Source organism: Halobacillus andaensis (assembly GCF_014636475.1).
Taxonomy (GTDB): Bacteria; Bacillota; Bacilli; order Bacillales; family Halobacillaceae; genus Halobacillus_A; species Halobacillus_A andaensis.
Window position 1 is genome coordinate 99,151 of record NZ_BMEL01000002.1, and the last position, 25,516, is coordinate 124,666.

General features: G+C 40.1%; 22 protein-coding genes. 15 read left to right on the forward strand and 7 right to left on the reverse strand.

Features of this window, described 5'->3' with window-relative positions; genetic code table 11:
• The first annotated feature begins 4 nt into the window (after nt 1-4).
• The 9 genes from walK to asnB all read left to right on the forward strand — a co-directional run bounded on the left by walK (nt 5) and on the right by asnB (nt 11,123).
• A complete protein-coding gene (gene walK, locus IEV27_RS07980; RefSeq protein WP_188376946.1) occupies nt 5-1,840 on the forward strand; it encodes a cell wall metabolism sensor histidine kinase WalK in 1,836 nt (611 codons plus the stop codon).
• Nucleotides 1,837-3,186, forward strand: a complete 1,350-nt coding sequence (locus IEV27_RS07985; protein ID WP_188376947.1) for a YycH family regulatory protein — start codon at nt 1,837-1,839, stop codon at nt 3,184-3,186. Before walK ends, IEV27_RS07985 begins: the two co-directional genes overlap by 4 nt.
• Entirely contained in the window at nt 3,167-4,054 is an 888-nt protein-coding gene (locus tag IEV27_RS07990; RefSeq protein ID WP_188376948.1) for a two-component system regulatory protein YycI, read from the forward strand. Before IEV27_RS07985 ends, IEV27_RS07990 begins: the two co-directional genes overlap by 20 nt.
• A gap of 21 nt (nt 4,055-4,075) precedes the next feature.
• The gene (locus IEV27_RS07995; protein WP_188376949.1) at nt 4,076-4,870 is read left to right on the forward strand and encodes an MBL fold metallo-hydrolase; all 795 of its coding nucleotides are present in this window, start codon (nt 4,076-4,078) and stop codon (nt 4,868-4,870) included.
• Between the two features lie 75 nt (nt 4,871-4,945).
• Nucleotides 4,946-6,166 (forward strand): S1C family serine protease, encoded by a 1,221-nt coding sequence (locus IEV27_RS08000; RefSeq protein WP_308808307.1) that lies wholly within the window; start codon nt 4,946-4,948, stop codon nt 6,164-6,166.
• Between the two features lie 454 nt (nt 6,167-6,620).
• Nucleotides 6,621-7,652 (forward strand): low-specificity L-threonine aldolase, encoded by a 1,032-nt coding sequence (gene ltaE, locus IEV27_RS08005; RefSeq protein WP_188376950.1) that lies wholly within the window; start codon nt 6,621-6,623, stop codon nt 7,650-7,652.
• A gap of 240 nt (nt 7,653-7,892) precedes the next feature.
• Entirely contained in the window at nt 7,893-8,342 is a 450-nt protein-coding gene (locus IEV27_RS08010; RefSeq protein ID WP_188376951.1) for a hypothetical protein, read from the forward strand.
• A gap of 10 nt (nt 8,343-8,352) precedes the next feature.
• Nucleotides 8,353-8,877 (forward strand): NUDIX hydrolase, encoded by a 525-nt coding sequence (locus tag IEV27_RS08015; RefSeq protein ID WP_188376952.1) that lies wholly within the window; start codon nt 8,353-8,355, stop codon nt 8,875-8,877.
• A 329-nt stretch (nt 8,878-9,206) separates the two neighbouring features.
• On the forward strand, nt 9,207-11,123 hold the full coding sequence (gene asnB, locus IEV27_RS08020; RefSeq protein WP_188376953.1) for an asparagine synthase (glutamine-hydrolyzing): 1,917 nt from the start codon (nt 9,207-9,209) through the stop codon (nt 11,121-11,123).
• A gap of 193 nt (nt 11,124-11,316) precedes the next feature.
• On the opposite strand, the gene IEV27_RS08025 is transcribed toward asnB, so the two are convergent.
• The 3 genes from IEV27_RS08025 to IEV27_RS08035 form a co-directional block, all read right to left on the reverse strand.
• Complete coding sequence (locus IEV27_RS08025) at nt 11,317-11,709, reverse strand: SRPBCC family protein (RefSeq protein WP_188376954.1); 393 nt, start codon at nt 11,707-11,709, stop codon at nt 11,317-11,319.
• A gap of 251 nt (nt 11,710-11,960) precedes the next feature.
• Nucleotides 11,961-12,296 carry an SRPBCC family protein gene (locus tag IEV27_RS08030; RefSeq protein ID WP_188376955.1) on the reverse strand — a complete coding sequence of 112 codons (336 nt, stop codon included), beginning with the start codon at nt 12,294-12,296 and terminating at the stop codon, nt 11,961-11,963.
• A gap of 200 nt (nt 12,297-12,496) precedes the next feature.
• The gene (locus tag IEV27_RS08035) at nt 12,497-13,552 is read right to left on the reverse strand and encodes a hypothetical protein (RefSeq protein WP_229735192.1); all 1,056 of its coding nucleotides are present in this window, start codon (nt 13,550-13,552) and stop codon (nt 12,497-12,499) included.
• Nucleotides 13,553-13,790: 238 nt separating this feature from the next.
• Here IEV27_RS08035 and rlmH point away from each other — a divergent pair, with 238 nt between their 5' ends.
• The 3 genes from rlmH to IEV27_RS08050 all read left to right on the forward strand — a co-directional run bounded on the left by rlmH (nt 13,791) and on the right by IEV27_RS08050 (nt 17,024).
• Complete coding sequence (rlmH, locus tag IEV27_RS08040) at nt 13,791-14,270, forward strand: 23S rRNA (pseudouridine(1915)-N(3))-methyltransferase RlmH (protein ID WP_188376957.1); 480 nt, start codon at nt 13,791-13,793, stop codon at nt 14,268-14,270.
• Nucleotides 14,271-14,657: 387 nt separating this feature from the next.
• The gene (locus IEV27_RS08045) at nt 14,658-15,701 is read left to right on the forward strand and encodes a restriction endonuclease (RefSeq protein WP_188376958.1); all 1,044 of its coding nucleotides are present in this window, start codon (nt 14,658-14,660) and stop codon (nt 15,699-15,701) included.
• A gap of 15 nt (nt 15,702-15,716) precedes the next feature.
• Nucleotides 15,717-17,024 (forward strand): DNA cytosine methyltransferase, encoded by a 1,308-nt coding sequence (locus tag IEV27_RS08050; RefSeq protein WP_188376959.1) that lies wholly within the window; start codon nt 15,717-15,719, stop codon nt 17,022-17,024.
• A 776-nt stretch (nt 17,025-17,800) separates the two neighbouring features.
• Here IEV27_RS08050 and IEV27_RS08055 read toward each other — a convergent pair.
• Together IEV27_RS08055 and IEV27_RS08060 are read right to left on the reverse strand one after the other, a co-directional pair.
• The gene (locus IEV27_RS08055; RefSeq protein WP_188376960.1) at nt 17,801-18,166 is read right to left on the reverse strand and encodes a DUF1413 domain-containing protein; all 366 of its coding nucleotides are present in this window, start codon (nt 18,164-18,166) and stop codon (nt 17,801-17,803) included.
• Between the two features lie 84 nt (nt 18,167-18,250).
• Nucleotides 18,251-18,499, reverse strand: coding sequence for a hypothetical protein (locus tag IEV27_RS08060; RefSeq protein WP_188376961.1), 249 nt, complete (start codon nt 18,497-18,499; stop codon nt 18,251-18,253).
• Between the two features lie 85 nt (nt 18,500-18,584).
• On the opposite strand from IEV27_RS08060, the gene IEV27_RS08065 reads away from it, so the two are divergent.
• Entirely contained in the window at nt 18,585-19,010 is a 426-nt protein-coding gene (locus tag IEV27_RS08065; protein WP_188376962.1) for a very short patch repair endonuclease, read from the forward strand.
• A gap of 25 nt (nt 19,011-19,035) precedes the next feature.
• On the opposite strand, the gene IEV27_RS08070 is transcribed toward IEV27_RS08065, so the two are convergent.
• Together IEV27_RS08070 and IEV27_RS08075 are read right to left on the reverse strand one after the other, a co-directional pair.
• The gene (locus IEV27_RS08070) at nt 19,036-21,030 is read right to left on the reverse strand and encodes a Z1 domain-containing protein (RefSeq protein WP_188376963.1); all 1,995 of its coding nucleotides are present in this window, start codon (nt 21,028-21,030) and stop codon (nt 19,036-19,038) included.
• 10 nt (nt 21,031-21,040) lie between these two features.
• Nucleotides 21,041-21,976 (reverse strand): restriction endonuclease PLD domain-containing protein, encoded by a 936-nt coding sequence (locus tag IEV27_RS08075; protein ID WP_188376964.1) that lies wholly within the window; start codon nt 21,974-21,976, stop codon nt 21,041-21,043.
• A 166-nt stretch (nt 21,977-22,142) separates the two neighbouring features.
• On the opposite strand from IEV27_RS08075, the gene IEV27_RS08080 reads away from it, so the two are divergent.
• Both IEV27_RS08080 and IEV27_RS08085 read left to right on the forward strand, forming a co-directional pair.
• Entirely contained in the window at nt 22,143-23,252 is a 1,110-nt protein-coding gene (locus IEV27_RS08080; RefSeq protein ID WP_188376965.1) for a DNA cytosine methyltransferase, read from the forward strand.
• A 253-nt stretch (nt 23,253-23,505) separates the two neighbouring features.
• Nucleotides 23,506-25,515: an STM2767 family DEAD/DEAH box helicase gene (locus IEV27_RS08085; protein WP_188376966.1), complete on the forward strand. Its 2,010-nt coding sequence runs from the start codon at nt 23,506-23,508 to the stop codon at nt 25,513-25,515.
• Nucleotide 25,516: the final 1 nt, after the last annotated feature.

Genomic DNA, 25,516 nt, shown 5'->3' on the forward strand with positions numbered 1-25,516 from the left:
GTGTATGAAAAAGGTAGGTTTTTTTCAGTCTGTTCGTCTTAAGCTGACGATTGTCTACATTCTCCTCCTGTTACTGGGAATCCAAGTCATCGGCTCGTATTTCGTAGGAGAATTAGAGGATCGATTAGAGCAAAATTTTAATGAATCGATCGACGGCAGGCTGCGTTCGTTAACCTACAGTTTGCAGAACTCTTACGAGACCGAACGGGATGATTCCGACTCTTCGTTGGAATCCGATGTCCAGAGTTTAATTAACGACTTTAATGAAGATGATATACAGAAAGTCCAGGTGATTAATTACTCCAACAGGCGCGTCATTGCTACATATGATGACGATTTAACAGGATCGGATGTGGGGAAAAAAGCAGATTACCCGATGATTACAGGAGCTCTTCTTTATAAAAATGCCGATTGGGAAATGGGGATTGACCCTAATACAGAGAATCGGATACGTCGAGGAGCAAGACCAGTAGAAAGCAGCGATGGAGAAGAAGTCCATGCTGCTATTTACTATGAAGCCGATATGAGCGGGGTCTATGGTCAGCTTCAGCAGATTAATAATATTTTTGCCAGGGGAACCATTTTAGCGATCACCGTCACGGCTTTATTAGGGATCCTGGTGGCGCGTACGATTACGAAACCCCTATCTGAAATGAGAAGACAAGCGCAGATTATGGCTACAGGTGATTTCTCTCAGAAGGTAAGTGTTCACGGGAATGATGAAATCGGGCAGCTGGGCATTACGTTTAATGATTTAAATGACAAACTGAAGCAGTCTCAAGCGACAACAGAGGGAGAGCGGCGTAAATTAAGCTCCGTGCTTTCAAACATGTCTGATGGCGTTATTGCGACAGACCGTTTAGGAGCCATTACTCTGATGAATGCGCCAGCTTCTAAGCTTATTGGTCAAAGCTTTGAAGAAGTACAAGGTCAATCGTTAATCGACATCCTTGACCTTACCGATCAAATTAATGAAATTAGTGATATTGAATCGATCGGGTCGATCATTGTAGATTTAAGCAGTGATGATAAGCAATTATTGTTAAAAGCTAATTTTTCTGTGGTGCAAGATGAGAATGAAGAGATGGACGGTTTCATTACCGTGATTAGTGACGTAACCGAGCAGGAAAAAGTGGACCAGGAGCGTCGGGAATTCGTGTCGAATGTATCCCATGAATTACGGACCCCGTTAACGACGATGCGAAGTTATTTAGAGGCCCTTACGGATGGTGCCTGGGAGGACAAGGAGATTGCTCCTCGTTTTCTAGACGTCACTCAAAACGAAACAGACCGCATGATTCGACTCGTCAACGATTTGCTGCAGCTATCCAAAATGGATCGCAAGGATACGGGTCTTTTTAAAGAAAAAGTGGAGTTTATTGAGTATTTTAGTCATGTGATTGATCGATTTGAGATGAATCGTGACGAAAAAAATACATTTAATCGAGAATTGTCGGCTCAAAACCTATTTGTGTGGATCGATAAAGATAAAATCACACAGGTGCTCGACAATATTATTTCCAATGCGATTAAATATTCCCCAGAAGGCGGGACGATTACATTTAAGGCGGAGACGCTTAAAAAACAGCTTCTCGTCAGCGTAAGTGACCAAGGAATGGGGATGCCTTCGGACACAGTCGACAAAATATTTGATCGTTTTTATCGAGTAGATAAAGCTCGTTCCAGAGAAATGGGTGGAACGGGTCTTGGGCTGGCTATTGCCCGGGAAATAATCGAATCTCATCATGGTCAAATATGGGCGAACAGTCAAGAAGGGAAAGGAACAACTGTATTCTTTACTCTTCCGCTCATTAACCAGAAGCGGAGGAAGCATAAATGAATGTTGAAACACTCAAATCGGTTATTCTTGTCATTTTAATAGGGTTCAGCTTGCTGCTTACTGTCGCTTTATGGAACTATCAGCCTGAATATGAGAGTGAAGGCGATGAAGAAAGACTAATTGAGGAGACGACCATTGGCGGAGAGGAGCTTGATATGGCTTCGATCGTTCGCCCCAAGCAGTTTGTCTTTCATAGAGATGGCGACCATTACTCTTTTGAAAATAAAGAAGATGTGTCCCTTACGTATAGCGAAATGAAGAATTGGACATTGTCGAACTTTGTAAGTACGGAAAATACGGGTCTTCCTTCACACGAGGATTTTATGGCCGAAGTCGTATTTCCTACAAACATTCCAGCACAAGCCATTCCACAATTATTCAGCCTTGATAATTCAGATATCGAACCGCCAAGCGGTCAATTTAACCGTATCTTTGTGATGTTCAATGAGGATGACGAGGGGGCTGAACTGCTATTTACGTCGGATCAAGCCAGCTCCACTTCATTTAGGGCAACGATTAATAATGATGATGCCAATCAATTAAGAGCCAGTATGAACAATGATGAGTTATTGAGCGAACAGATCTTATTTGCTGGAGATGAAGAGAAACGAATTTATATCCCGAGAGAGAAAGTCAGCTTGCAAGTCGATTCCGTTGACTCTAGAGAAATTGGAATTTTACCGTTAAGGAATGAGTTGTTTGACGGTTCTCCAGTCGTAAGGGAAAGATCAGCATCAACGACAGAACAGCGTCTCACGGACTACAGCCGGCGTTTAGAGGTATTAGGAAGCGGCAACCGTTTAGAATATACAAAGCTGACATCGAATACAAATTCAGATGTTCAATCTGCGTTAAGCTCCTTTGATCTATTAGAAAGCAGCGTGAATTTTGTAAATACACACGAAGGATGGACAGATCCTTTTCAATTAACATCTTTGAATCCTTCTCGCTCTCTTGTTCAATACCACATGTACTTCAATGATCTTCCGCTTCTCAATAGTTCGGATGACCTCCACAAGATCGAGGTGGAATATGATGGAGACGAAGAACAGCGTTACGTGCGCCCTCTTCGTGATTTCGATTCCTCCTTCCCGGGCAGCGGCAGAGAAGAAGAGCTTCCTTCCGGTGAAACGGTTGCTTCCTTCTTAGAAGACTCGAAGCAGTACAACATGAATGTCATTGAAGATATACAAGTGGGGTATTCATTAGTACAGCAATCATCGAGCTATGAAGTGTATGATCTTAAACCTGCATGGTTTGTGCTGGAAAATGGAAACTGGAAAGAAATCACAGAAATCTCTTCAGGGGAAGTAGGTGAACAGGCCAATGCAATGGGGACAAATTAAAACGTTATTTATTTTTAGTTTTCTCGTGCTTGATCTTTTCTTACTTCAGCAGTTTTTAACGAAACAAGAAGAAGCTTCTCTTGGTCCTGTGAACGAATCCATGTATGAAGAAAGCCCTGCGGAGGACAATGTCTCCATTTCTGAGGATGTACCTGAGGAAGCTCCTGAAGTTAACTTTTTGTTTGCTTCGCCTAGTGAATTCTCAGAAACACAGTTAGATCGTATCGGTGATTTAGACGGCCAGGAAGCGCGCGTGTACGGAGATCAGCTTCTTGTCTCCACGTTTGACGATCCTGTGGAAATAGGAAACGATGAAGACGCTGTGACGGATGCGGTAAGTGAACACGTACCTTTTAGCGATCAGTATTCTTATTGGGGCTGGAATGACACGGAAGATAAAATCCTTTTCTTCCAGACGACGAATGCACGAACCGTCTACTATAACTCCGCCGGCGTACTCATGGTAAATGTAGAAAATGGGGAAATGACTGGCTATGAACTGACCCAGCTGAGAGAAAACGATGGGGAAAACAATGAACAAAGAGATTTACTGGATCCAGGGGATGTCATTGATATTTTATATGAATCAAGAGATATATCTTCCGGGGACGAAATCACGAGTATGACGGTTGGGTATCATTCAGCCGCCAGCTTTGAACCTACCCAGGTTTTTGCGCCGATATGGAAGATCACAGTAAATGATGAAGAAGATCTGTTTCTCAATGCCGTGACGGGGGATGGACAGCTGTTGGATTTAGACGAAGATGAGTTTATTGACGACACATCAGAGTATTTTGAGGAAACGATCGCAGAAAACAACCAAGACGTTTTCACAAATGAAGAGGATGAAGAAGACTCTGATGAATAGAAAGACATGGAGTGTCATACAATGACGTTACAATTTAGCGTGCTTGCCTCTGGCAGTACAGGCAATGCATTTTATATCGAATCGGGAGAGGAAAAGATATTAGTTGACGCGGGGCTTAGCGGAAAGAAAATTGAAGGATTGCTTGATCAGGTGCAAGTGAATCCTCATGATCTATCGCGGATTCTCGTGACCCATGAGCATAGTGATCATATTAAAGGGTTAGGAATCATGGCTCGCCGCTATAACCTTCCTATTTATGCGAATGAAAAAACTTGGCAGGCAATGGAGGGCCAGCTCGGCAAGCTTTCGGTAGATCAGAAGTTTCATTTTAATATGGAAGAAGTAAAAGATTTCGGCGGCATTGACGTTGAATCCTTCGCTGTATCGCATGATGCGGCCGATCCTATGTTTTATACCTTTCATAAAGACGGAAAAAAGATTTCGCTAGTGACGGATTTAGGCTACGTGTCGGAACGAATTAAAAAGACGGTAGAAAACTCAGATGCTCTCATCTTTGAATCGAATCATGACGTCAGTATGCTGCGCATGGGAAGGTATCCCTGGAACATAAAGCGCCGTATTCTAGGGGATTCAGGCCACGTTTCCAACGAAGATTGTGCGCTAGCCCTTTGTGATATTTTAGATGATCAAACGAAGCGTGTGTATTTAGCTCACTTAAGCCAGGATAATAATATGAAGGATCTCGCCCGGATGTCCGTGGAAGATGTGTTAAAAGAACGCGGATTTGAAGTTGGATCAAGAATCGAGCTGCACGATACGGATCCAGCTCAAGCGACTCCTTTATATAAAGTGTAAACAGGTTTTAAAAAGCAGGCTTAAGGTAACAATAAGGTAAAAGAAGATGTGGAAAAGAAAGGATAGGTGATAGCCGTGGGTTACTACGACGATCATTCACCAGCCACACAGCAGCAGAAGAAGAGCCGCCGATTTATGATGCCGACACTTGTTGGAATTATACTCGGCGCGGTTCTTGTCCTGCTGGCGTTACCTGCGCTGGTTCAAACCAATTTACTCCCTTATAGCATAACGACACCAAATGATGAAAACGAATCCATAGATAATGAAGGCACGGGAATAAGCAGTGAAAAAGTTGAATTAGATGTAAACACGCAAATTACGGAAGTGGTGGAAGAAGTAACCCCTTCCGTCGTGGGTGTGGTCAACCTGCAGTCGCAGTCGAACTTCTGGGATGATAATCAAAATGGTTCAGAAGAAGCCGGCGTAGGTTCAGGTGTGATTTATAAGCAGGAAGACGGCGAAGCCTATGTTGTGACCAATAACCACGTCATCGAGGGAGCAAGTGAAATCGAAGTGGTTCTCTCGGATGAAACACGTGTACCTGCTGAGCTGATTGGCGGAGACGTGTTCTCGGACTTAGCGGTTTTAAAAATGGCGGATGACGATGTGAAAAAAGTAGCTGAAATCGGTTCTTCGGAAAACCTTAAGGTCGGTGAACCAGCGATAGCTATCGGCAACCCTTTAGGACTTCAGTTCGCTGGATCCGTGACAAAAGGGATTATCAGCGGGAAGCAGCGTGCGATTCCACAGGACTTTAACAACGACGGTCAAGAAGACTGGCAGGCAGAAGTGATTCAAACCGATGCCGCGATTAACCCTGGAAACAGCGGGGGTGCTTTAATTAACATTAAAGGTCAATTGATCGGCATTAACTCGATGAAAGTCGCTCAATCTTCAGTCGAAGGCATTGGCTTTGCCATCCCTATTGACGCGGCGATTCCGCTGATCGAAGAACTGGAGCAGGAAGGTCAGGTCAATCGGGCATTTATCGGCGTTGAGGCGTACGGATTAAATGAAGTCCCTACCTCTGAATGGCAGTCGACATTAAACTTACCTGAAGACGTAGAAGGCGGATTGTACATCCGAAGCATCACACAAATGTCTCCCGCATCAAAGGCAGGATTAGAACCACTTGATGTCATTACAGCGCTAGATGGTGAACCCGTGGAAGATATCATTGACCTGCGCAAGTATTTATATGAAGAAAAAGATCCAGGCGATGAGTTGGAGATCACCTATTATCGAGACGGCGAGCAAAATCAAACAACCGTTACATTAGGAACGCAAGAATAACAAGAAGCGTGTGCTGATCCTAAGCACACGCTTTTATTTATCCAAAGCCTCTTTTTCGTTATCCACACCGTGTGTATAGCCATCTGGATAAGGTACATATATGGTGGCGAACATACATACGAAATACCATATACGCCCTTCAATTTGTGTATATGTGGATAACTATGTGGATAGAATGTCCTCACCCTTGGATAACTTGTGAATAGCTCAAAATTAACAAGTTCTGTGCATAAGTCTGTGGATAATTGTGGGTAACTTAAATCGTTAGTCGAGTTACCCACATGTGCACAAAGATATCCACGGCACACTTGACTTTATCACACATTTCTCGACAATCTTCCACTTTTTTCACAAACGGTGACTAACGACTCCCGAGAGTGAGTTATCCACAGTGGAAAAAAGTTGTCCACTCTCCTTACGTTTCGTACAATGAAGCTAACGAGGAGGAATACATATGATCGATTTACGAAGCGATACCGTCACAAGACCCACTCCCGAGATGCGGCAGGCCGCCTTTGACGTAGAGGTTGGGGATGACGTGTATGGCGAAGATGAGAGTGTCTTAAAATTAGAAGAAACAGCAGCACAGATGCTTGGCAAGGAAGCGGCTCTATTCGTAACGAGCGGAACGCAAGGAAACCAAATCGCTGCCTTAACCCATTGTAACCGAGGAGATGAAGTGCTGCTTGAAGCAAGCGCTCACCTCTTTTTATATGAAGGAGCGTCGATGAGTGCTTTAGCAGGTGTTCAGCCTCGCACGATCGAAGGGGTAAGAGGAGCGATGAACCCACAGGATGTACGAGCAGCCATACGGCCTGACGATATCCATTTTCCAGAGACGGGACTAATCTGCCTCGAGAATACTCATAACAAAGCCGGCGGTGCGATTGTACCGCTGGAGAATATGCAGGCGATCTATGACATCGCACGTGAACATAACATTCCTGTGCATCTTGACGGCGCTCGTTTGTTTAACGCCGTCGTGGCCTCCGGCATTTCCGTAAAAGAGTATGCGGCTCAAGCGGATACGGTACAATTCTGCTTATCCAAAGGTCTCGGTGCCCCGGTCGGGTCCATGATTACCGGGTCTGCCGATTTTATCCGCAGCGCTAGAAAATGGAGGAAGCGGCTCGGCGGCGGACTGCGCCAGGTCGGCGTGATCGCAGAGCCGGGCTACGTCGCTCTGACACAAATGGTCGATCGCTTGGCTGAAGATCATGACAATGCCAGGCTTTTAGCTGAATTGATCGAGCAAATGGCCGGACTTAGGGTGGAAGGCGAAGTAGATACGAACATTGTACTGGTCAATGTGGCCGACCTTGGCCTGACAGCTGAGCAATTTTTAGAAGAAGTAAAGAAAGAAGGGGTGCTGGCCGTCCCATTTGGCCCTCACACGGTTCGCTTTGTGACTCACTTTGATGTCAGCCGTCAGGATATCATCGACACGGTCGATCGGATCATGAACGTGAGCCGGACATGCGTGTAATAAGAAAAACGCGGCTATTTTTTCAAAATCGCGGGTAATTAGAAATTTTCGCGGCTATTTTCTCAAAACCGCGGCGAAATCAGGATTTCCGCGGCTAAACTGAAAAAAACGCGGCGAACTCACCATCCGCGTTTTTGCAAAGCACACATTTTTTATTTAAATTAGTGACTTCTGCCCATGATTGTCGAATTTTTAGATATAATAAAAGAAAAGGAAGCTGACTGTGAGGGGGTCATGATCATGAAAAGGAAATGGTGGTTCATTCTCTTAGCACTATTGCTCGCTATTAGTATTGGAGTAAACGTATATCAGTACCAGTCGCATCAAGAAGATCTAGTCGAGGCAAAATCAACCGATTTAACAGCTATACGTGGGCTAATGACGGAATTAGCGGTACGTATTGGCGATGAGGATGCGTCTGCACAAGAGATTGAGGCGCTGGCTTTTTCATTAAACCGCCTTACGTCTGATCTTTCCTCATCCGAGCATTTGTATCCTGGGGACACACGGGATTATGACTTTTATCAAAAAACGTCCCGTACGTTAATGACGTTTGTTAACAATAATGATGTAACGGAGATGAGCATTCAGCAGCGGGATGTCGTTTTTCAAACGATCATGAGCGGCGTGGGGTCGAAGGATTCTGACTTCATCGAGCAGCAATTGGCTGAATTCACGCAATCTGAATAGGAGGAATCTAGTGGATATTCGCTTTGCTATTGAGGATACCCGATTTAATTTTCGTGCAGCCGCGGTCTGGATCATTGACGACCATGTGCTTCTGCATCGACAGGCGCACGAGAGTCACTGGGCCCTGCCTGGAGGCGGCGTTGAAATCAATGAATCGACCCCTCAAACGATTGTGCGGGAAATGAAAGAAGAGCTTGGCGTAAAGGTGAAGATTGACCATCTTCCGTGGATTGTTGAAAACTTCTTTACGTACAACGACTCCCCTTATCATGAAATCGGGTATTACTATCAAGTGTCAGCTATCCAGGAGGAAGAACTTTTTCAGACAAAGCCGTTTCACGGAAAGGAAGGCGAACGGCTTGTTTATCAATGGATCCCTATCGCTCATCTGGGAGACATCAACCTTCGTCCTTCTTTTTTAATAGAAGGTTTGACTTCTATCCCTTCCTATACCAAGCATCGAGTGGAGGAAGAGACTTCTATGGGTACCCTGAACCGGGCGGACTGGTACCTTAAGCATATTGACATTAAATGACAACCCCCTATAATTGAAAGTACAGTCGATACGAGCTTATCTTGTATCGACTATTTTCTGGCGAAGGATGTAAAATTTTAGCTTAGAAAGCATGATCTGCCGGTAATACTGGCAAATTTTTTTACCATTTAAGCAGGTACAAACAACTATATAATCGGAATGCCCTTCCAATCGATGTAGTCGTTATGAAACCGGGAGAAGTCTAGGTGAGGCCTTTTCAGGAATGCTTGAAAGTTTTACATGGTGGTCATGTCCAGGGAGACCGTAAAACAAAAAGAGAAGCGGTTCCCGCACGTCTTAGGAATAACATACAAAGGGGATATTTATTCATGTGTGGATTTATAGGTATATTGCACAACAAAGGGCAGTCAGTTAATGAAGAGTATGTCAAAGCATTCGAGAAAAGCAACGAATTGATTAAGCACCGCGGTCCTGATGATGAAGGCTATTATCACGATGACCATATATCGTTAGGCTTTCGCCGGTTGAGCATCATCGACATTGAAAGCGGGCACCAGCCGTTTCATTTCGAAAACGAACGCTACTGGATGGTGTTTAACGGAGAAATTTACAACTACGTCGAACTTCGTGAACAATTAATCGAAAAAGGCTACACGTTCGAAACGGAATCCGATACTGAAGTGATCGCCGTCCTTTTTCAAGACGAAAAGGTAAACGCTTTTAAAAAGCTCCGCGGCATGTTCAGTATTTTAATTTGGGATAAACAAGAAAAAGACCTCTACGGCGCACGCGACCCGTTTGGCATTAAACCATTATATTACAGCGATTCAGAAGGCATGCTGCAATTTTCTTCAGAAAAGAAAAGCTTCAGCATGAGCGGGGATGAAGTGTCGACACTGGCGCTTCAGCATTACTTAAGCTACCAGTATGTTCCCGAGCCAATGACGATGACAGACGGTGTACATAAGGTAGAGCCAGGTCACTACTTTGTGAAAAAATCAGGTCAGCCGCTTGAGATGGAGCGTTATTTCCATGCGACCTTCCAGCCCGTCATCACGGAGGAAAAAAATCAAATCAAGCAGATCCAAGATGTGCTGTTTGATTCTGTCGGCGTCCATATGCGCAGTGACGTACCCGTCGGCTCATTCTTGTCAGGCGGTATTGATTCTTCACTGATCGTCTCAATCGCGAAGCAATACAACCCGAATATAAAAACGTTCTCCGTCGGCTTTGCCCGCGAAGGGTATTCTGAAGTAGACGTGGCCAAAGAAACCTCCCGCGCCTTAAACGTCGAGAACCATTCGTACTTAATTACCGCGGAAGAATATGTGGAAAAACTGCCGAAAATCATGTGGCACATGGATGATCCATTAGCCGATCCATCGTGCGTGCCATTGTATTTCGTCGCACGTGAAGCGCGTAAAGACGTCACGGTTGTATTATCAGGCGAAGGCGCCGATGAGCTGTTTGGCGGATACAACATTTACCGCGAGCCAGAATCGTTAAAAGCGTTCGATGCTATGCCTGGTCTGTTGAAAAAAGCGTTAAATCAGGTCGCACGCGTATTACCTGAAGGCGTGCGCGGCAAGAGCCTGCTGGAACGCGGCACAACGCCGCTAAAAGACCGCTACATCGGCAACGCGAAGATGTTTGAAGAAGCGGAAAAAGAACGCCTGCTGACGAACTATGCGAAGCAATTTCCATACCAATCCGTGACGCAGCGACTGTATCAGGAGGCCGAAGAATACCATGCCACCCACAAAATGCAGTACGTCGACATTCACACATGGCTGCGTGGAGACATTTTGCTGAAGGCGGATAAAATGACGATGGCCAACTCGCTTGAGCTGCGCGTTCCATTTTTAGATAAAGAAGTCTTTAACGTCGCCCGTGAATTAGCGGTGCACAGCACCATCGCCGACGGCACAACAAAATCAATCTTACGAAAAGCCGCCCGCGGCATCGTGCCAGATCACGTCCTCGACCGCAAGAAGCTTGGCTTCCCCGTGCCGATCCGTCACTGGCTGCGTAACGAACTGTATGACTGGGCGAAGGACTTGATCGAGGCAAGCGCCACCGATCATCTGATTCAAAAATCAGTGGTACGCGACCTCTTAGAAGCCCACGTGCAGCAAAAAGGCGACTACTCCCGTAAAATCTGGACCGTGCTTATGTTCATGCTGTGGCACCAGATCTACATGGAAGACGTCTACTCCTTTGAGGAGCTGCGCAAAGAGGATGAAACTGAAAGTAAAGTGCTGGAGCAAATGCAGCTTGTTAATTAAAGTTTTTTCAGCAGAATCGCTGATAAAAAGGGAAAAACGCGGATATAAATAGAAAAACGCTGATAAAAAGGGAAAAACGCGGATATAAATAGAAAAACGCTGATAAAAAGCTAAAACCGCGGTTAAATTCTCATTCCCGCTGATACCAAAAAAAGGTCCGATCTCCTGCGACAAAGCAGAAGAGCGGACCTTTTTATAATTCCAACGTTTCCTTTAACATCTGCAGATCGTTCGCCACCATCGCCGCATCAAGCATAAAATGATCCTCCGGCACCTCCGGCAGCCGGAACAACGTAAACAACACCTCGCACCCCGGCCCATTATGAATGACGCGCATCGGATTGAGGATCTCAGCCCCTTCTCCCATCGCTACATAATGATCAAGCACGCCATATGAATTATCATCAACAAACCGAATGGTAGCCGGACCATCCTCCGTCTCCACGACCCACTCATCATCTTTTTTTGCCACGGATAAACAAAAAGACTTCGCCCAAGCTGGCAAATTCATAGGTTCATGCACAAAGCGGTACACTTCTTCCATAGGTCTGTTAATCGTTACACTTACGGTTTTCGCTTCAAACATAGACAGCAACTCCTTCACCTATCCATACCCTGTTTTCAAAAGAAAATACCCTGAATTATTGTTCTTTTAAAAACAAATTTCGCACGCTATCAAATTACAAATAATGTCAGAATACGACTGACAGTCGTGTTCTGACATTAAAAGTAAAAATCAGCTGCATTCCCATTAAAAAAAGGCCAGCGACGGGTACCAGGTACCGAAATTCACACTTGGCACTTCGCTCTTTTACAGCTTTTCGGTACCTGGTACCCTTATACAATCTGTTCCATTGTCTGGTTAAGCCGCCGTAAATCATCAAGCAGCATTGACCCGTCGAGCATAAAATCCTCCTCCGATACCTCTGGGCGGCGAAACAGCGTCGCTGCGACTTCACAGCGCTCGCCGTTTGGCATGACGCGGAGCGGGTGAACCATTTCCTCGCCTGTCGCAAGCGTTAAGTAAAAGTCGACGACGCCGTACGGGTTCTCCTCCACAAAGCGGACACGTGCTGATCCTTCTCCTGTCTCCACATACCATTCACCGTTTTTATAAGCGACCGACTGGCAGAATGACTTCGCCCACGCCGCTAAATTCATCGGCTCGCGCACGAAGCGGATCACGTCCTCCGCGCGGGCCTCGATTGTCACACTCACAGTTCTTGCATCTAACATCCTATCTCCCTCCACAAACAACAACGTTTTTCTCCTTCTTTACCCCATCATCCCCTTAGGGTAAAACCTCTATTCGCACAAAAAATCTTTTTTCACACGAAAAGACCCTCAGGACAGCAGCCTGAGGGTCATTCCCATTATTGATAATTAATAATCGCCGGATTCGGATCCATTTTCAACACATCTTCCGGCTCCATCACCGGCTCATCTTTATCGTAAAAGATCTTAAATCCGCCATACTGATTCGGTTCATCACGCACAAACTTCCGATAGAGCGACTGCTTGGCCGTAGATTCGCCCCAGCCGTCATAGTTGAGGGCGACTTGAACGTTGTCCGTCGGCTCAATCGCTTCTTTATTCGTCAGCGCCGCATCGGTAAACTGATGAACGAAAACGAATTTATCCGGGAGATTGTTCTCTTCCGTCAGCTGTGATACATACTCAACAGCTTCCTGCACTTCCGCACCATCAACCTGGCCGAGATCCTCTCCAGGCGTTTCTCCTTCCCCGACGTGGAACTCCGTATCAATCGCCAGGTGAACGTGAGGGTGCTTCAGCCACTTCTCAATACTCTTCACCTGATTCATGACAGAGTCCGTACCAAGCTGAATATCAAGCATCACAAGCGCGTCATGCTTATCTGCCAGCTCAACGTACTCTTCAATATTCTCATCTGAGGTTTTACGCACATAATCGCCATCCGGCCCCGGTTCACTCTGGGCCATCGTCGTAATCAGTTCAATCGTCGGCACCGCCGGACGATCCGGATCCGCATCCGAATACGCCTGCGTCTGTTCCTTGAGCTCCTTCATATATTCCTCTGGCTCCATCGTCCCAAGAATCCCCATATTCTCCGATTCCGGCGTCCCGTAAAAAGCGACAAGACGATGATCCTTCAACGGTCCATCAGACGGATCATCCACCCCGGAAGCCAGTGTCTCACCGACAGGAATCGAACGCTCAGGATCGCCGCCCTGCGCCTGCTCAGAAGGCATTTCTTCCTGCTCCTCTTCAGACAGACTCTCATCCAAAGACACCGCATCCTCCGACGGCTCTAACGCCTTAAAAGGCTGCTCAGGCTCTTTATTCTCTTCTTCCTCTTCCTCCTGCAACTCATTCTCCTCCGAAGGCTCATCCTGCTTCTCATCATCCTCCGTCGACGTCGAATCCGAGCACGCACCCAACACAACCATCAGTAACCCAGCCGCAAGCAGCAGGAACCATTTCTTCATCACATCACACATCCTTTTTCTCATGACAGTTAAATTTTAAGTAGAATATGGTGGAGTTTAACACATCTTCCTATAAATGAAACCAATGTAAACAAATTGATAGAAAACCTTCACATCACTCTAAAGAAACACTCCATAATAGGACCTTACCATTCATGATAAAATAGAGACAAGAACAACAACCTGGAGGACGAAATCAATGAAAATAACCATCGTAACCGTCGGAAAATTAAAAGAAAAATACTTAAAGCAAGGCATCGACGAATACATCAAACGCCTTACTCCATATGCGAAAGTGGAGATCGTTGAAGTTCCTGATGAAAAAGCACCCGAGAACCTTAGTGAAGCGCAAATGCTTGAAGTAAAACAGAAGGAAGGGGAGCGGATTCTATCAAAAATCCAGCAGGATACATACGTGATTACGCTTGAGATCGAAGGCAAGCAGCTGACTTCTGAAAAACTCGCTAAGCAGCTTGATGACCTGGCGACGTATGGGAAGAGTAAAGTGGCGTTTGTGATTGGAGGATCGCTTGGACTTAGTGATGAGGTGCTTAAGCGGAGTGATTATGGGTTGTCATTCTCGAAGATGACATTCCCTCATCAGTTGATGCGGTTGATGCTGGTGGAGCAGGTGTATCGGGCGTTTAAGATTATGAGGAATGAGCCTTATCATAAATGAAATACAATCTTTTATAAGTAGGAGTAAGTTTTTGATAGAAGGATTCCAAAACGTTAACTATAAAAATCGAAATTATAAAAAGGTTTTCCCATTATAAAGTAATGCAGGGGGGGGATTTATCGATTCTTATTCTAATTATAGTGTCTCAGTATTGAAAACGCAGATGGATTAATTTTAGAAATTTTCCAAAACAAAACTCTACGGAAATTTGATTTAGAAGGTCCTTTTTAACTAAGTCCAAGAAAAACTTAAATAGAAAACAGCACAAGAAGTTTTCTGGGAGAATTGTTACAATTTAAAATACCATAAACTAATATTGCACTCCAAATTTCCCTTTATCTCCTTTATAATTATTATAAAATCAGGAAATCACAAGGGGAGTATATTATGAGTAAAGATTATGAAAGAAGTATTGAAGAACTTGAATTTAAAGCAGTCAACTGGTGGCCAAATAAATTAACAAAATTGGAAACATCTACTAGCGTTATCCCATTATTACTCAAAACTCAAAAAAAATTTATTTCAATCTTGAATTTATGTGCTAAATCACCTGAGAATGTATTTGTATTAATAAATAATTCTGATATATCTGCAAATTTGTTTTTGAAGCATCTAGTGGTTTTATCGGACTTTGGCGGCGAAAAGCTTCAAAGATTAAATAAAAATTTTGATCAATTATTCCCTTTAAATGCTCATGGTGAAAGAGTAATGAATTATTATTGGCAAGACCAAGAAAAGAAATATATTTTTAAAAAACTTCCTATAAACACATTGAGTAACAATAAGCTTAAAATTGATGGTATTAATATAGTGAATGAATATCCAGTAGTGGATGATTTATATAAAGATGTTATTATGCTATTATTATTTGGTTCTAATGTAACAGATGAAGTAATAGCTGAAGAAGTATTAAATAAGTGTGAAGTCGGTAACCTAATTGGAAACTCTGAAGAACTAGACAAATTCATAAATGAGAGATACATTTTTGTAAGTAGGATAACCGGAGGGGCCCAAGCCAATACTTTGGGACAGGTGGCACAAAGATATGTATTAGATTTTATCAACCTTAACACTTCAGATGATTATCTTGTTCAAAGTAATGGGCGCATCAAGGGAGTAACTCACAATTCTGGAAGGACAGACACAACTTTTGATATTGTAGTTTCAAGAGATGGTAAGTTTGTGGCTATTGAGATTAGCTTTCAAGTAACAACAAATAGCACCATCGAGAGAAAATCAGGACAAGCTAAAGCCAGATACGATATGGTTACCTCTACTGGAAATTATATTGCCTATGTAATTGACGGTGCAGGGAACTTTCAGCGTAGAAGTGCAGTATCAACTATTTGTGAAAATAGTCACTGTACTGTTGCATATTCTGATGAAGAATTGAAGGTTTTGACAGAATTCATAAAAGAGAAGCTATCTTAAGAAAGTTGGTTACAAATGGGTATAAAATTCGTAGATTTATTTGCTGGTATAGGTGGTATTCGTCTAGGTTTTGAGAATGCAATGAGGCAGTTGGGAATAAATACAGAGTGTGTACTGTCAAGTGAAATTGATAAAAAAGCTTGTGAAACTTATGAGCTAAATTTCAGTGAGGTTCCGGCTGGAGATATTTATGAAATAAGTGAAATTACAGATGATTTTGATTTTTTATTAGCTGGATTTCCCTGTCAATCTTTTTCTTATGCAGGAAAAAAACGAGGGTTTGGAGATACACGCGGAACTTTGTTTTTTGAAATAGAAAGGCTTTTAAAAAAGCATAAGCCTAGAGGGTTTCTTTTAGAAAATGTACGTGGCCTTGTTTCGCATGATAAAGGACGTACATTAACAACTATAATCGAAAAATTAGAAACGTTAGGATATAAGGTTGATTATATGTTACTAAATAGTAGCAATTTCGGTGTGCCGCAGAATAGAGTAAGAATATACATCATCGGCCTACTTGGAAAAGAACCTTTACATGAAATTCAATCGGATACAGGCTCTTCTGATTCGCACAACTATAAAACGAAACAGTTATCAATGTTTGATAGCGAATTAAAATACCCTAAAGTACAAGATATACTCGAAAGCGATAGTAATATTACGGACGAGTATACTTGTACAGATGAATTTACTAACATGTTGTCTAAAGTAGTAGGTAATAATTATAATAAGCTTCATGGTGTAAGGTTGATTGATTACAGGGGTGGTAACTCCATTCATTCATGGGAATTAGGCTTAAAAGGAGATTGTACCCAAAAGGAAATTCAGTTCATGAATGCCCTAATAGCAAATAGAAGAAAAAAGATATTTGGAACTCATCAAGATGGGAAGATGTTGACGTTAAAACAAATCAAAACCTTTTTTGATAATCCGGAATTGGAAGAAATAATAAGTTCACTTATTAAGAAAGGATATTTAAAAGAAGTAGACGGTAAATATAATCCAGTTGCTGGAAATATGTCATTTGAAGTGTTTAAGTTTCTTGACCCTGATAGTATATCCATTACACTAACATCGAGTGATTGTCATCGGTTAGGGATAGTCCAAAATAATATGCCACGTAGGATAACACCTAGAGAGTGTGCCCGGCTTCAAGGGTTTCCTGATAATTTTATATGCCATCCAAACGATATTTCTGCATATAAACAGTTCGGTAATACAGTTTCAGTGCCTGTTGTTGAGAAAGTAATATTAGATTTATTTGAAAATAATAGTAAATATTTTTCAAGTAATATTGAGGAGGAGCAAGTAGTTCAGTACTAATTAATAGTTTTAAAACGCTAAATATCATCGTTCTCTACTTTGGTTGGGAGCGATTTTTCTTGAATTAAATTACGAAACATCTCGCAAATGTTGTATGGGATTAATGTAGCAAGTCGTGATAATTATTTATTCTCGTATCAGTTTGGTTAAATAAACAATGTAATATTTATTATTTGTATGTTCTATTTTCAAGCCTATAAGAGAGTAAATGGATTACTGATGTTTGAAAGGTGAGCTATTTACTGTAAAGATGTTAAAAAAACTAGTGCGGGCTCACAGAGAAATATGGTGCCTGCCCCCGTCCTACTAAAGCACTAACGCAGTGGGGGTCAGGCGCTTCCACTTAATTATTTGATTCAATTCACTTGGGTGTTGAGATATTAATTCACTTAACGGGGATAAATTGCTTGATTCGTCGGTTATTCCACAAGAAAATAGTTTATAATGAGATCTGTTGAATATGATTCAAGTGAGCAAGGACTTTACAAGATATAGATAGATCTATAGGTATAAGAAAAATTTAAGGGCGTTATTATTCGCTTTGCAGGGAGCAATAGGAGTATCATGTCATTAATAAAAGAATAACAAGTTAGAAAAGAACGAAATGAGGTATTAAGTGAAGATATATTGATTGCAATTGATAGCTTTCAGAAGTCCTTGTTAAATAAAATCTATGAAATTATTAGAGTTAACTTTTCTGATTAACAATAAGTCCCTGGGAGGTGCATTATAAATACTTTAGTTAACGGTATTTATAGTGTACTTATATCACATTACTACTTTTTTCTATACCATTGCACACCTTGGGAGTCTTTTCTATCGGGAATAATACTTGTGAAATCCGTACCATTAAGCACTGTCTGAATTACCATTCGGCCTAAATTTTTTCTAACTGTAAGCGGTATTTCATTCCAATCTTGTTCTGTGATTAGTTCCCGTATCAGAAAGCGAGTACCGGATTCCATATTTTCGACTCCCACTTCTACTTGCCATAACAGATCTTCGTAGTTATAGCTTGGAGCTTCATCAAACAATAGAAGCCGTAAGTATTCACGGATAGATGAACAGTGGGAACTGTATGCATCTAACATCGCCTTTTCGTATTCTTCCTCGGACAATTCTAATTTAATACTTGGGGACAAATGATCACTCCTTTTTATTAGGTTTAGGTTATTATACCATAACCTAATAAAATTAAGAAGATTTATTGATTAATTTGTATTTTTTCAACTTTCCCTTAGGGAAACCACTTTTGTATCACTAATTGTTTGCTCAACCATATCAAGTATCAATGTAGCACCTTTTAAAGCAAATAACTCACCGGTTCTTAATCTAGTATAAGACATTAATAAAATAATAGTCTCTGGATCCTTAATGTTGTTATAATCCTTAATCCATGTGATAGGGGAGAGCAACATATAAAATAAAGTTCCGTGCATTACGCTCCGTAGCTCTCTAAATGCTTCGGGTATCATAGTTTGCTTTCCTTAAATGGCGGAGAGCGAAGTTTTTGATGAATTTTAAAGTGGAATTCAGTGCTTAGAAGGGAGTGGGGAAAAAGTGACCGACAATTTAACCAAATCACAACGTATAAAGAATATGAAAGCAATTAAATCCAGATCAAAATTAGAGGATAATATTACAAAGGCATTGTGGAGAAGAGGAATTCGCTTTAGAAAGAATAATAGTAAGTTAATAGGAAAACCCGATATTTCTATTAAGACTTACAAAATTGTTATATTTGTTGATTCTTGTTTTTTTCACTGTTGCCCTAAACATGGGAATACACCAAAGTCAAATCAAGATTATTGGTTGAAAAAACTAGAAAGGAACAAAAAAAGGGATAAAGAAGTGTCCAATCATTATAAAAATAATGATTGGAATATATTAAGGGTTTGGGAGCATGAATTCAAAGAAAATTTTGAACAAGCTGTAGGAAAAATTGAAAAATTTATTATGGATTCCAAAAAATCAAAAAGGGATTAGAAATTAATGCTAATCCCTTTTTGATTTATTCTAAAGCATCTGTAGTTGAAAACATAAAGTATTCTTTTCCATCTGGAAAACGGAGGTTTGGCACCCACCTAGGTTCATCATCTATTTGCCATCCTTTATCGGTGTTATCTGAATTATAACGATACATGATTAAAGTCGGTCCATCTGTTTCATACTTGTTTTGGTCACTAGGTGACAACATTGCTCTTGCACCAAATTTTATATCCTTATTTTCGCTAACGAAAATATATCCACGAGAATAATTATTATCAATATAGTTTAAGCAAGCTTTAACAGCTTCTTTGTCCCATGTTTCACCTTCCGTTTTTTCATGAGCAGTTAAATTAATTATTTCCTTCATTTCTTTAATCGGTATCGTTTTAAGTTGATTGTCCTCTTTGTATTGACTTAATATTTTGTCTAGAACTATTAAATTCTCAGAGAGAGGATATTGTGGAAAATAGCTTTTTCCTGCTTTGTAAAATAAGATGGAGTCTAGATAGATTACATTAGTTCTTGTGGGTCTAATTAATGAATGTTTCGACCGTGAAAGTAAGAGTGCTTTCATTTCACTAGGATCGGAAGTTGCAATTACTTGTCGTAGTTGCTTCTCCGATTCATAAATATTCTTAAATACGTCTAATATAGACTTCGAGGTATAGAATCGTACTACATCCATGTCATTTGCTCTATAGCCATACATTCGTGCGTGTTGAAGTAAAGTGTCTACCTTAGGTGCCTGACTAGTCCTGCCATAATAACTAACTAACAAACCTTTAATAGTTACTCCTCTACTCAATTTATTGCCGCCAATCAATATATTAAAAGGGGCCACATAGCTAGGAACCTTATGATTGCTTCCCGAAATTAGGAGTTGACTCTGGGTACTTGGAATATTAATTTGGATTTCTTCTAAAACTTCATCAAATTCCGGGAGGCTATCATGAGTAGAGCGCAAATCTAAATAAGCTTCATTAAGATAACTTCGTGCTATATTAAGTTTTTCAGGGTCTGGGTGATCATTATTTAGACTATGGGATAGAGTTCTAATAAAGCTATCTATTAAGGTTTTCAAACGTTTGTGATCATCTTTCTTATGGCTGACGTGGCATAAAAAGGAATAACTTGCTCCTTCCTCATTAATTAATTTTACTGAAGCGCCAACTAAAAACGAGCACAGAGCTTGCCGAAGACCAGTAGGTATAGCAAATCCGTATCCCCTCTCTCCATCCTCACTCATTATAGAATCAATTTCTTCATCTCTGAATTCACGCATAGTTTTAACATCTTCTTCGAAGAATTCTTCTCCCCCTACATAACCTTCACCAGGATCAAACTTAATGGTGAAGTCAGGAGCAAAATCACTATCTGCGCCTTGTAGTAACAATGCCTGTGGAGTTGCTGTTACTTGAATATAGACATGGTTTTTAAAGCTTTCTCTTAATTCCACAATACATTTATTTACTTTACTTAACTCTTCTTGTTCATTATTAGTCATAGTATTTAAACTGGCTTGATCTGCCTCATCATCAAATATTATTGGTCGAGTGTCTGAATGAAGTTTACCTTTCACAAGTTGATTTAATTTTGGGAGATTACTACTATTTTTGGTAGATACAAGAATTACACCATTATTATTTAGCTCAGATTCTTGTTCTTCTTCAGTAAAATTTCCCCAATCATCTTTTCCGAAAGTCTGAAACCATGGGAGAATAGCAGTTACTCTATCTATAGTCTGTTGGTAAAGCCAGAGGTTATCGGACGTAAGGATGATAAACAATTTATGGCCGCTTTCTGCAGCAAGGGAAAGGGTAGCTAACATATTATTAGTTTTACCACTTTGTACTTGTCCATAGAGGAGCCCTTTTCTTGTCCCTTGGTCAGCTGTACCAATTTTCTCGTTAAGTTTTGAAGCTGTTTCTATGATTTCGTTTGTTGCATTAGCATTACCATTAAGCTCTCTTGTAATATTTCTCTTCAACCTTTTTATTCTCGGATTCTCTTTTTCCATAATAATCCTCCTAGCTAAAGTCCAAAAAGTATGATTCGTCATTTATTTTATATAAGGTAACAAAATTTCTACCATATTGATCTAAATGGTCAATTGTAATAAATTCTCCATCCTGTAATCCAAGTCTTCTTCTAAAGTACCTTCCTAGAATGCTATTATCATAACTCGACTGTATTGCTTTTGAATTTGCTTGAGCCATAACACAAGCAAAAGATTCTCCGTCGTCAGTAATGATTGTGAATCTTTCACCTCTCTCAGGAAAAAAACCGAGATTGTTTTGATGTGTTGATAATGGTACAGGGATATATGCTTGGTTTCTGTCTCTCCCCTCTCTATGCCCCCAGTTAAGGCCGCTTTTAGTATGAACCTGGCGAGGTTTATTCGCTTCTGTAAGCATTAATTCTACAAACGGTTCATTTTGTACAAGTCTCCCTACTGCGGATGTATTGATTCCTCTTGCTCCTTGCTCATAACTAAAGTTAATATAGTCGCTAACACGCTCGTCATCGCAACTTATTACATTAACCTCATTAAAAAGGTATTCTACTTCATTAGCTTCGACGAGTTTAACCACTTCCTTGTTTTTACTGAATCCATTTCTAGTCAAGTTTGGAGAACCAATGAAAGCTACATCTTGAAGTGTGATATCTCCTTTCCAATAATAAATTTTTGAATGAATTGGAGGTTCACCATAATAATATTTGATGGATAGTCTTTCTCTGTATTTTTCCAATAGCTCGTTATATTGATTATGATCCCAAATCGGAATTGAATTGTGATGCGCCATTCCAATGATTACTTCAAGATGAAGAGAATCAAATGATTTTAATAGGTTGAGAATATATGAAGGGGAAGAATACCCTGTTAGCACTTTTAAGGTAGTCCTTCCCTCGTTTAATGGCTTCTCAACAATGTGTCTTAGAAAATTAGATGAAATTACAGGCATAAAACAAATCTCCTTAAGTAAATTTTCCCATTAATATCCTTGTTTCTACAATTGAGGACAAAATTCCTTCTAGAAACCATAAAAAAAGTAACTGTTTCAAATTGCTGCATTTCAGCTTATCTTCTTGTATAATAAGTAAATAAGAAAATTATTGGAGTGTCTTAATATGGAATTTAAATTAGGAGAGTTGTTTTGCGGTCCCGGAGGAATTGCTTTAGGTGCAAAAAATTCTATCGTTACAAATAAAAATGAAGAATATAGAATTACGCATGCGTGGGCAAATGATTTCGATGAAGCAACTTGTAGGACTTATCGACATAATATCTGCCCGTCTGAACCAGATTCTGTCATCCATGAGGATGTAAGAAAGCTTAATTTAAAATCTTTAAGCGATATTGATGGTTTTGCCTTTGGATTCCCCTGTAATGACTTTAGTTTAGTAGGAGAAAAGAAAGGTTTTGAAGGCGATTTTGGGCCTTTGTATTCTTATGGTGTTGAAGTCTTAAATGAACAACAACCAAAATGGTTTGTTGCTGAAAATGTAGGTGGTTTGAGCAGTTCTAATGAAGGTAGTGCATTTATAAAAATTCTAGAGGACCTTAAAAATGCAGGTAAAGGTTACAAAATCACACCTCATTTATATAAATTTGAAGAATACGGTGTTCCTCAAGCTCGACATAGAATAATAATAGTAGGAATAAGAGAGGATATTAAAGTTAATTTTAAAGTTCCTGCACCGAGTGGAGAATTTAAAACTGCATCTGATGCGATTGACTCACCCCCTATTCCGAATGATGCTCATAACCATGAGTTTACTAAGCATAAACAACATGTGATAGATATGTTGAATTATATCCCTCCAGGTGAAAACGCATGGTACGAGGGTATTCCAGAGCATATGCGATTAAAGGTAAAAAAAACGAGAATGAGTCAGATATATAAAAGGCTAAACCCTGATAAACCTGCCTACACCGTAACAGGTAGTGGCGGCGGCGGTACACATATGTATCACTATAGCGAGCCGCGAGCTTTAACTAATAGGGAACGTGCTAGGTTACAAACTTTTCCTGATGATTTTGAGTTTCTTGGAAGTAAAGAATCGGTAAGAAAGCAAATTGGTATGGCAGTCCCTCCAAAAGGTGCAGAGGTTATATTTAGAGCAATTCTTAATACTTTTGCAGGTATTGAATACGAAAGCGTAAGTCCTAAATGGGAAATGGAACTAAGAGAAGTATTGTCAGCACCGGTCGTTAAACAAATAGAAATGAAAATATAATCCTAAAAAACCTTTCAATAGTTCTCTGAACTTTTGAGAGGTTTTTTCAAAATATACTCTACTTAAATCAGAATCCTGGATGTTGATTGTAATAGCGAAGGAATTAAGAAAAGTTTAGCCACTATATTATATTCTCTATAATCAGTACAACTACTTTATAGAGAAATTTTGCTCTTGACTACAACGTAATCTATGAGTCTTTATATGATACAATTCGTACAAATAATATATTTTCTGAAGAGGATGAGAATTAATGGCTAACAGTTTTTATTTTCAAAATTTAGATGAAGAAACGTTGACGGATACAAGGATTAATGAAGTATTAGAAGAATTAGAAAGTTATGCCGAAAAGGAGAAGAAACAAGTCTATGTTATTGATAAACCAGTTAGTGAAAAAAAATATCAATATTCGTATAAAAAAGCAATTGTAGTTCTTGTACCCCAAGTGAAAATTTTAATCATTAATTTTGGGGAAGATTCGGAAGAATTCGATGATTTTTTTAATGATTTCATTGAAGATCTAGGTTATATTTCTGATAAGTATGAATATAAAAGCTTCTTAGGAAGACCAAGAAAATGGGAAAGGGATTTAATTAAATCAGTTAGTCTGGAAACCAGCGATGACATTCGTTCATTTATTGAAGAGAACGGTTTATCAGGTATTGAGGCGCGCAAAGGGGAACTGTTAATCTCCTTATTAACTGGGAGTATCAACGATATCGAGAGGGTAGATGGTGATGTACCTACAAGCACATTAGAGCAAATCAAAAGAAATATCGTCTTATTTGATGGTGAACAAACTAGGTTTATATTTCAACATAAGAATAAGGATAGAGTAACAATTCAAGGTTTGGCTGGAACAGGTAAAACTGAATTGCTCTTACATAAATTAAAAAACATTTATGTTAACGAAGAGGATACAAAGATCTTTTTCACATGTTTTAATAAGATATTGGCAAAAAATTTGAAGGAACGAATACCTGATTTTTTCGATTTTATGAAAGTTGGAGAACAAATTAAATGGAATGAACGATTATGGGTTGAAAGAAGTTGGGGTTCACAGGCCAATAGAAATTCTGGAGTTTACAGCTTTATATGCAACCATTATGGGATACCTTTTCAAAGGTATAGATGGGGATTGACTTTCGAATCCGTTTGTAAAAATGCACTAGATAAACTTAATCAACTTGAAGAAGAGCGGAGTTTTGAACCTTTTTTTGACTATATGCTGATTGATGAAAGTCAGGATTTTAACGAAGCTTTTTTTCAACTTTGTGAAAAAGTAACTAAAAAGCAAGTCTACATAGCAGGTGATATCTTTCAGAATATTTATGATTATAATTCCATAGCTGAAAATAAACCTGATTTTCTCTTGAATAAAGTTTATAGAACTGATCCTAAAACTTTAATGTTTGCACATACAGTTGGTTTTGGACTGCTAGAGAGACCAGTTGTTAGGTGGTTAAGTGATGAAGAATGGGAAGCATGTGGCTACAATATTGAAAAAGAAGGAGAATACTATACTTTTTCAAGAGAACCTCTAAAAAGGTTCGAGAATTTAGATGAAGATATTATTAGTTTGCAACTTTCAACTGCTGAAAGTGATAAGTATTTAGATGAAGTACTTTGGTCTCTAAGGGATATTAAGGATAAAAATCCTACTGTTGAAGCTGGAGATATTGGTGTTGTTTTCCTAGAAAATCACGACAAAAACTATGCCCTTGCAGAGGAACTAAGTATAAGAATAGATCAGGAGTTTGGTTGGTCATCTGTTAAGGGCTATGAGGTAAAAGCAAAAGGTAAAGATTCTTTATTTATTAGTAATAGAAACAATATAAAAGGCTTAGAGTTTCCTTTTATAGTTTGTATAACAACAACCTCTCTAAATACTCATACTTCAATTAGAAATTCTCTATACATGATGCTTACTCGATCATTCATTACTAGTTATTTAATTCTTTCTGAAAACAATGGAGATTTAAATTCAAAACTAGAGGGTGCAGTAGAAACAATTATGGATACTGGGAAACTTGAGGTAAAGGAGCCAAAACCCTCTGAAATAATGGATAAATCTAAGCTTATGTTAGAAGCAAGTGGGGATAAGTCCCAATATGAAATAGTAGAAGATATATTGTTGTCCTTTGATATAGATGATTCTAAAACTAAACAAAAAATGCACACGTTAGTCAATGTTATGTTAAAAGATAGTGTTGATACAGATAAGATTTACACACTAATTAATCAAAATATTGGTTTTATTTAGG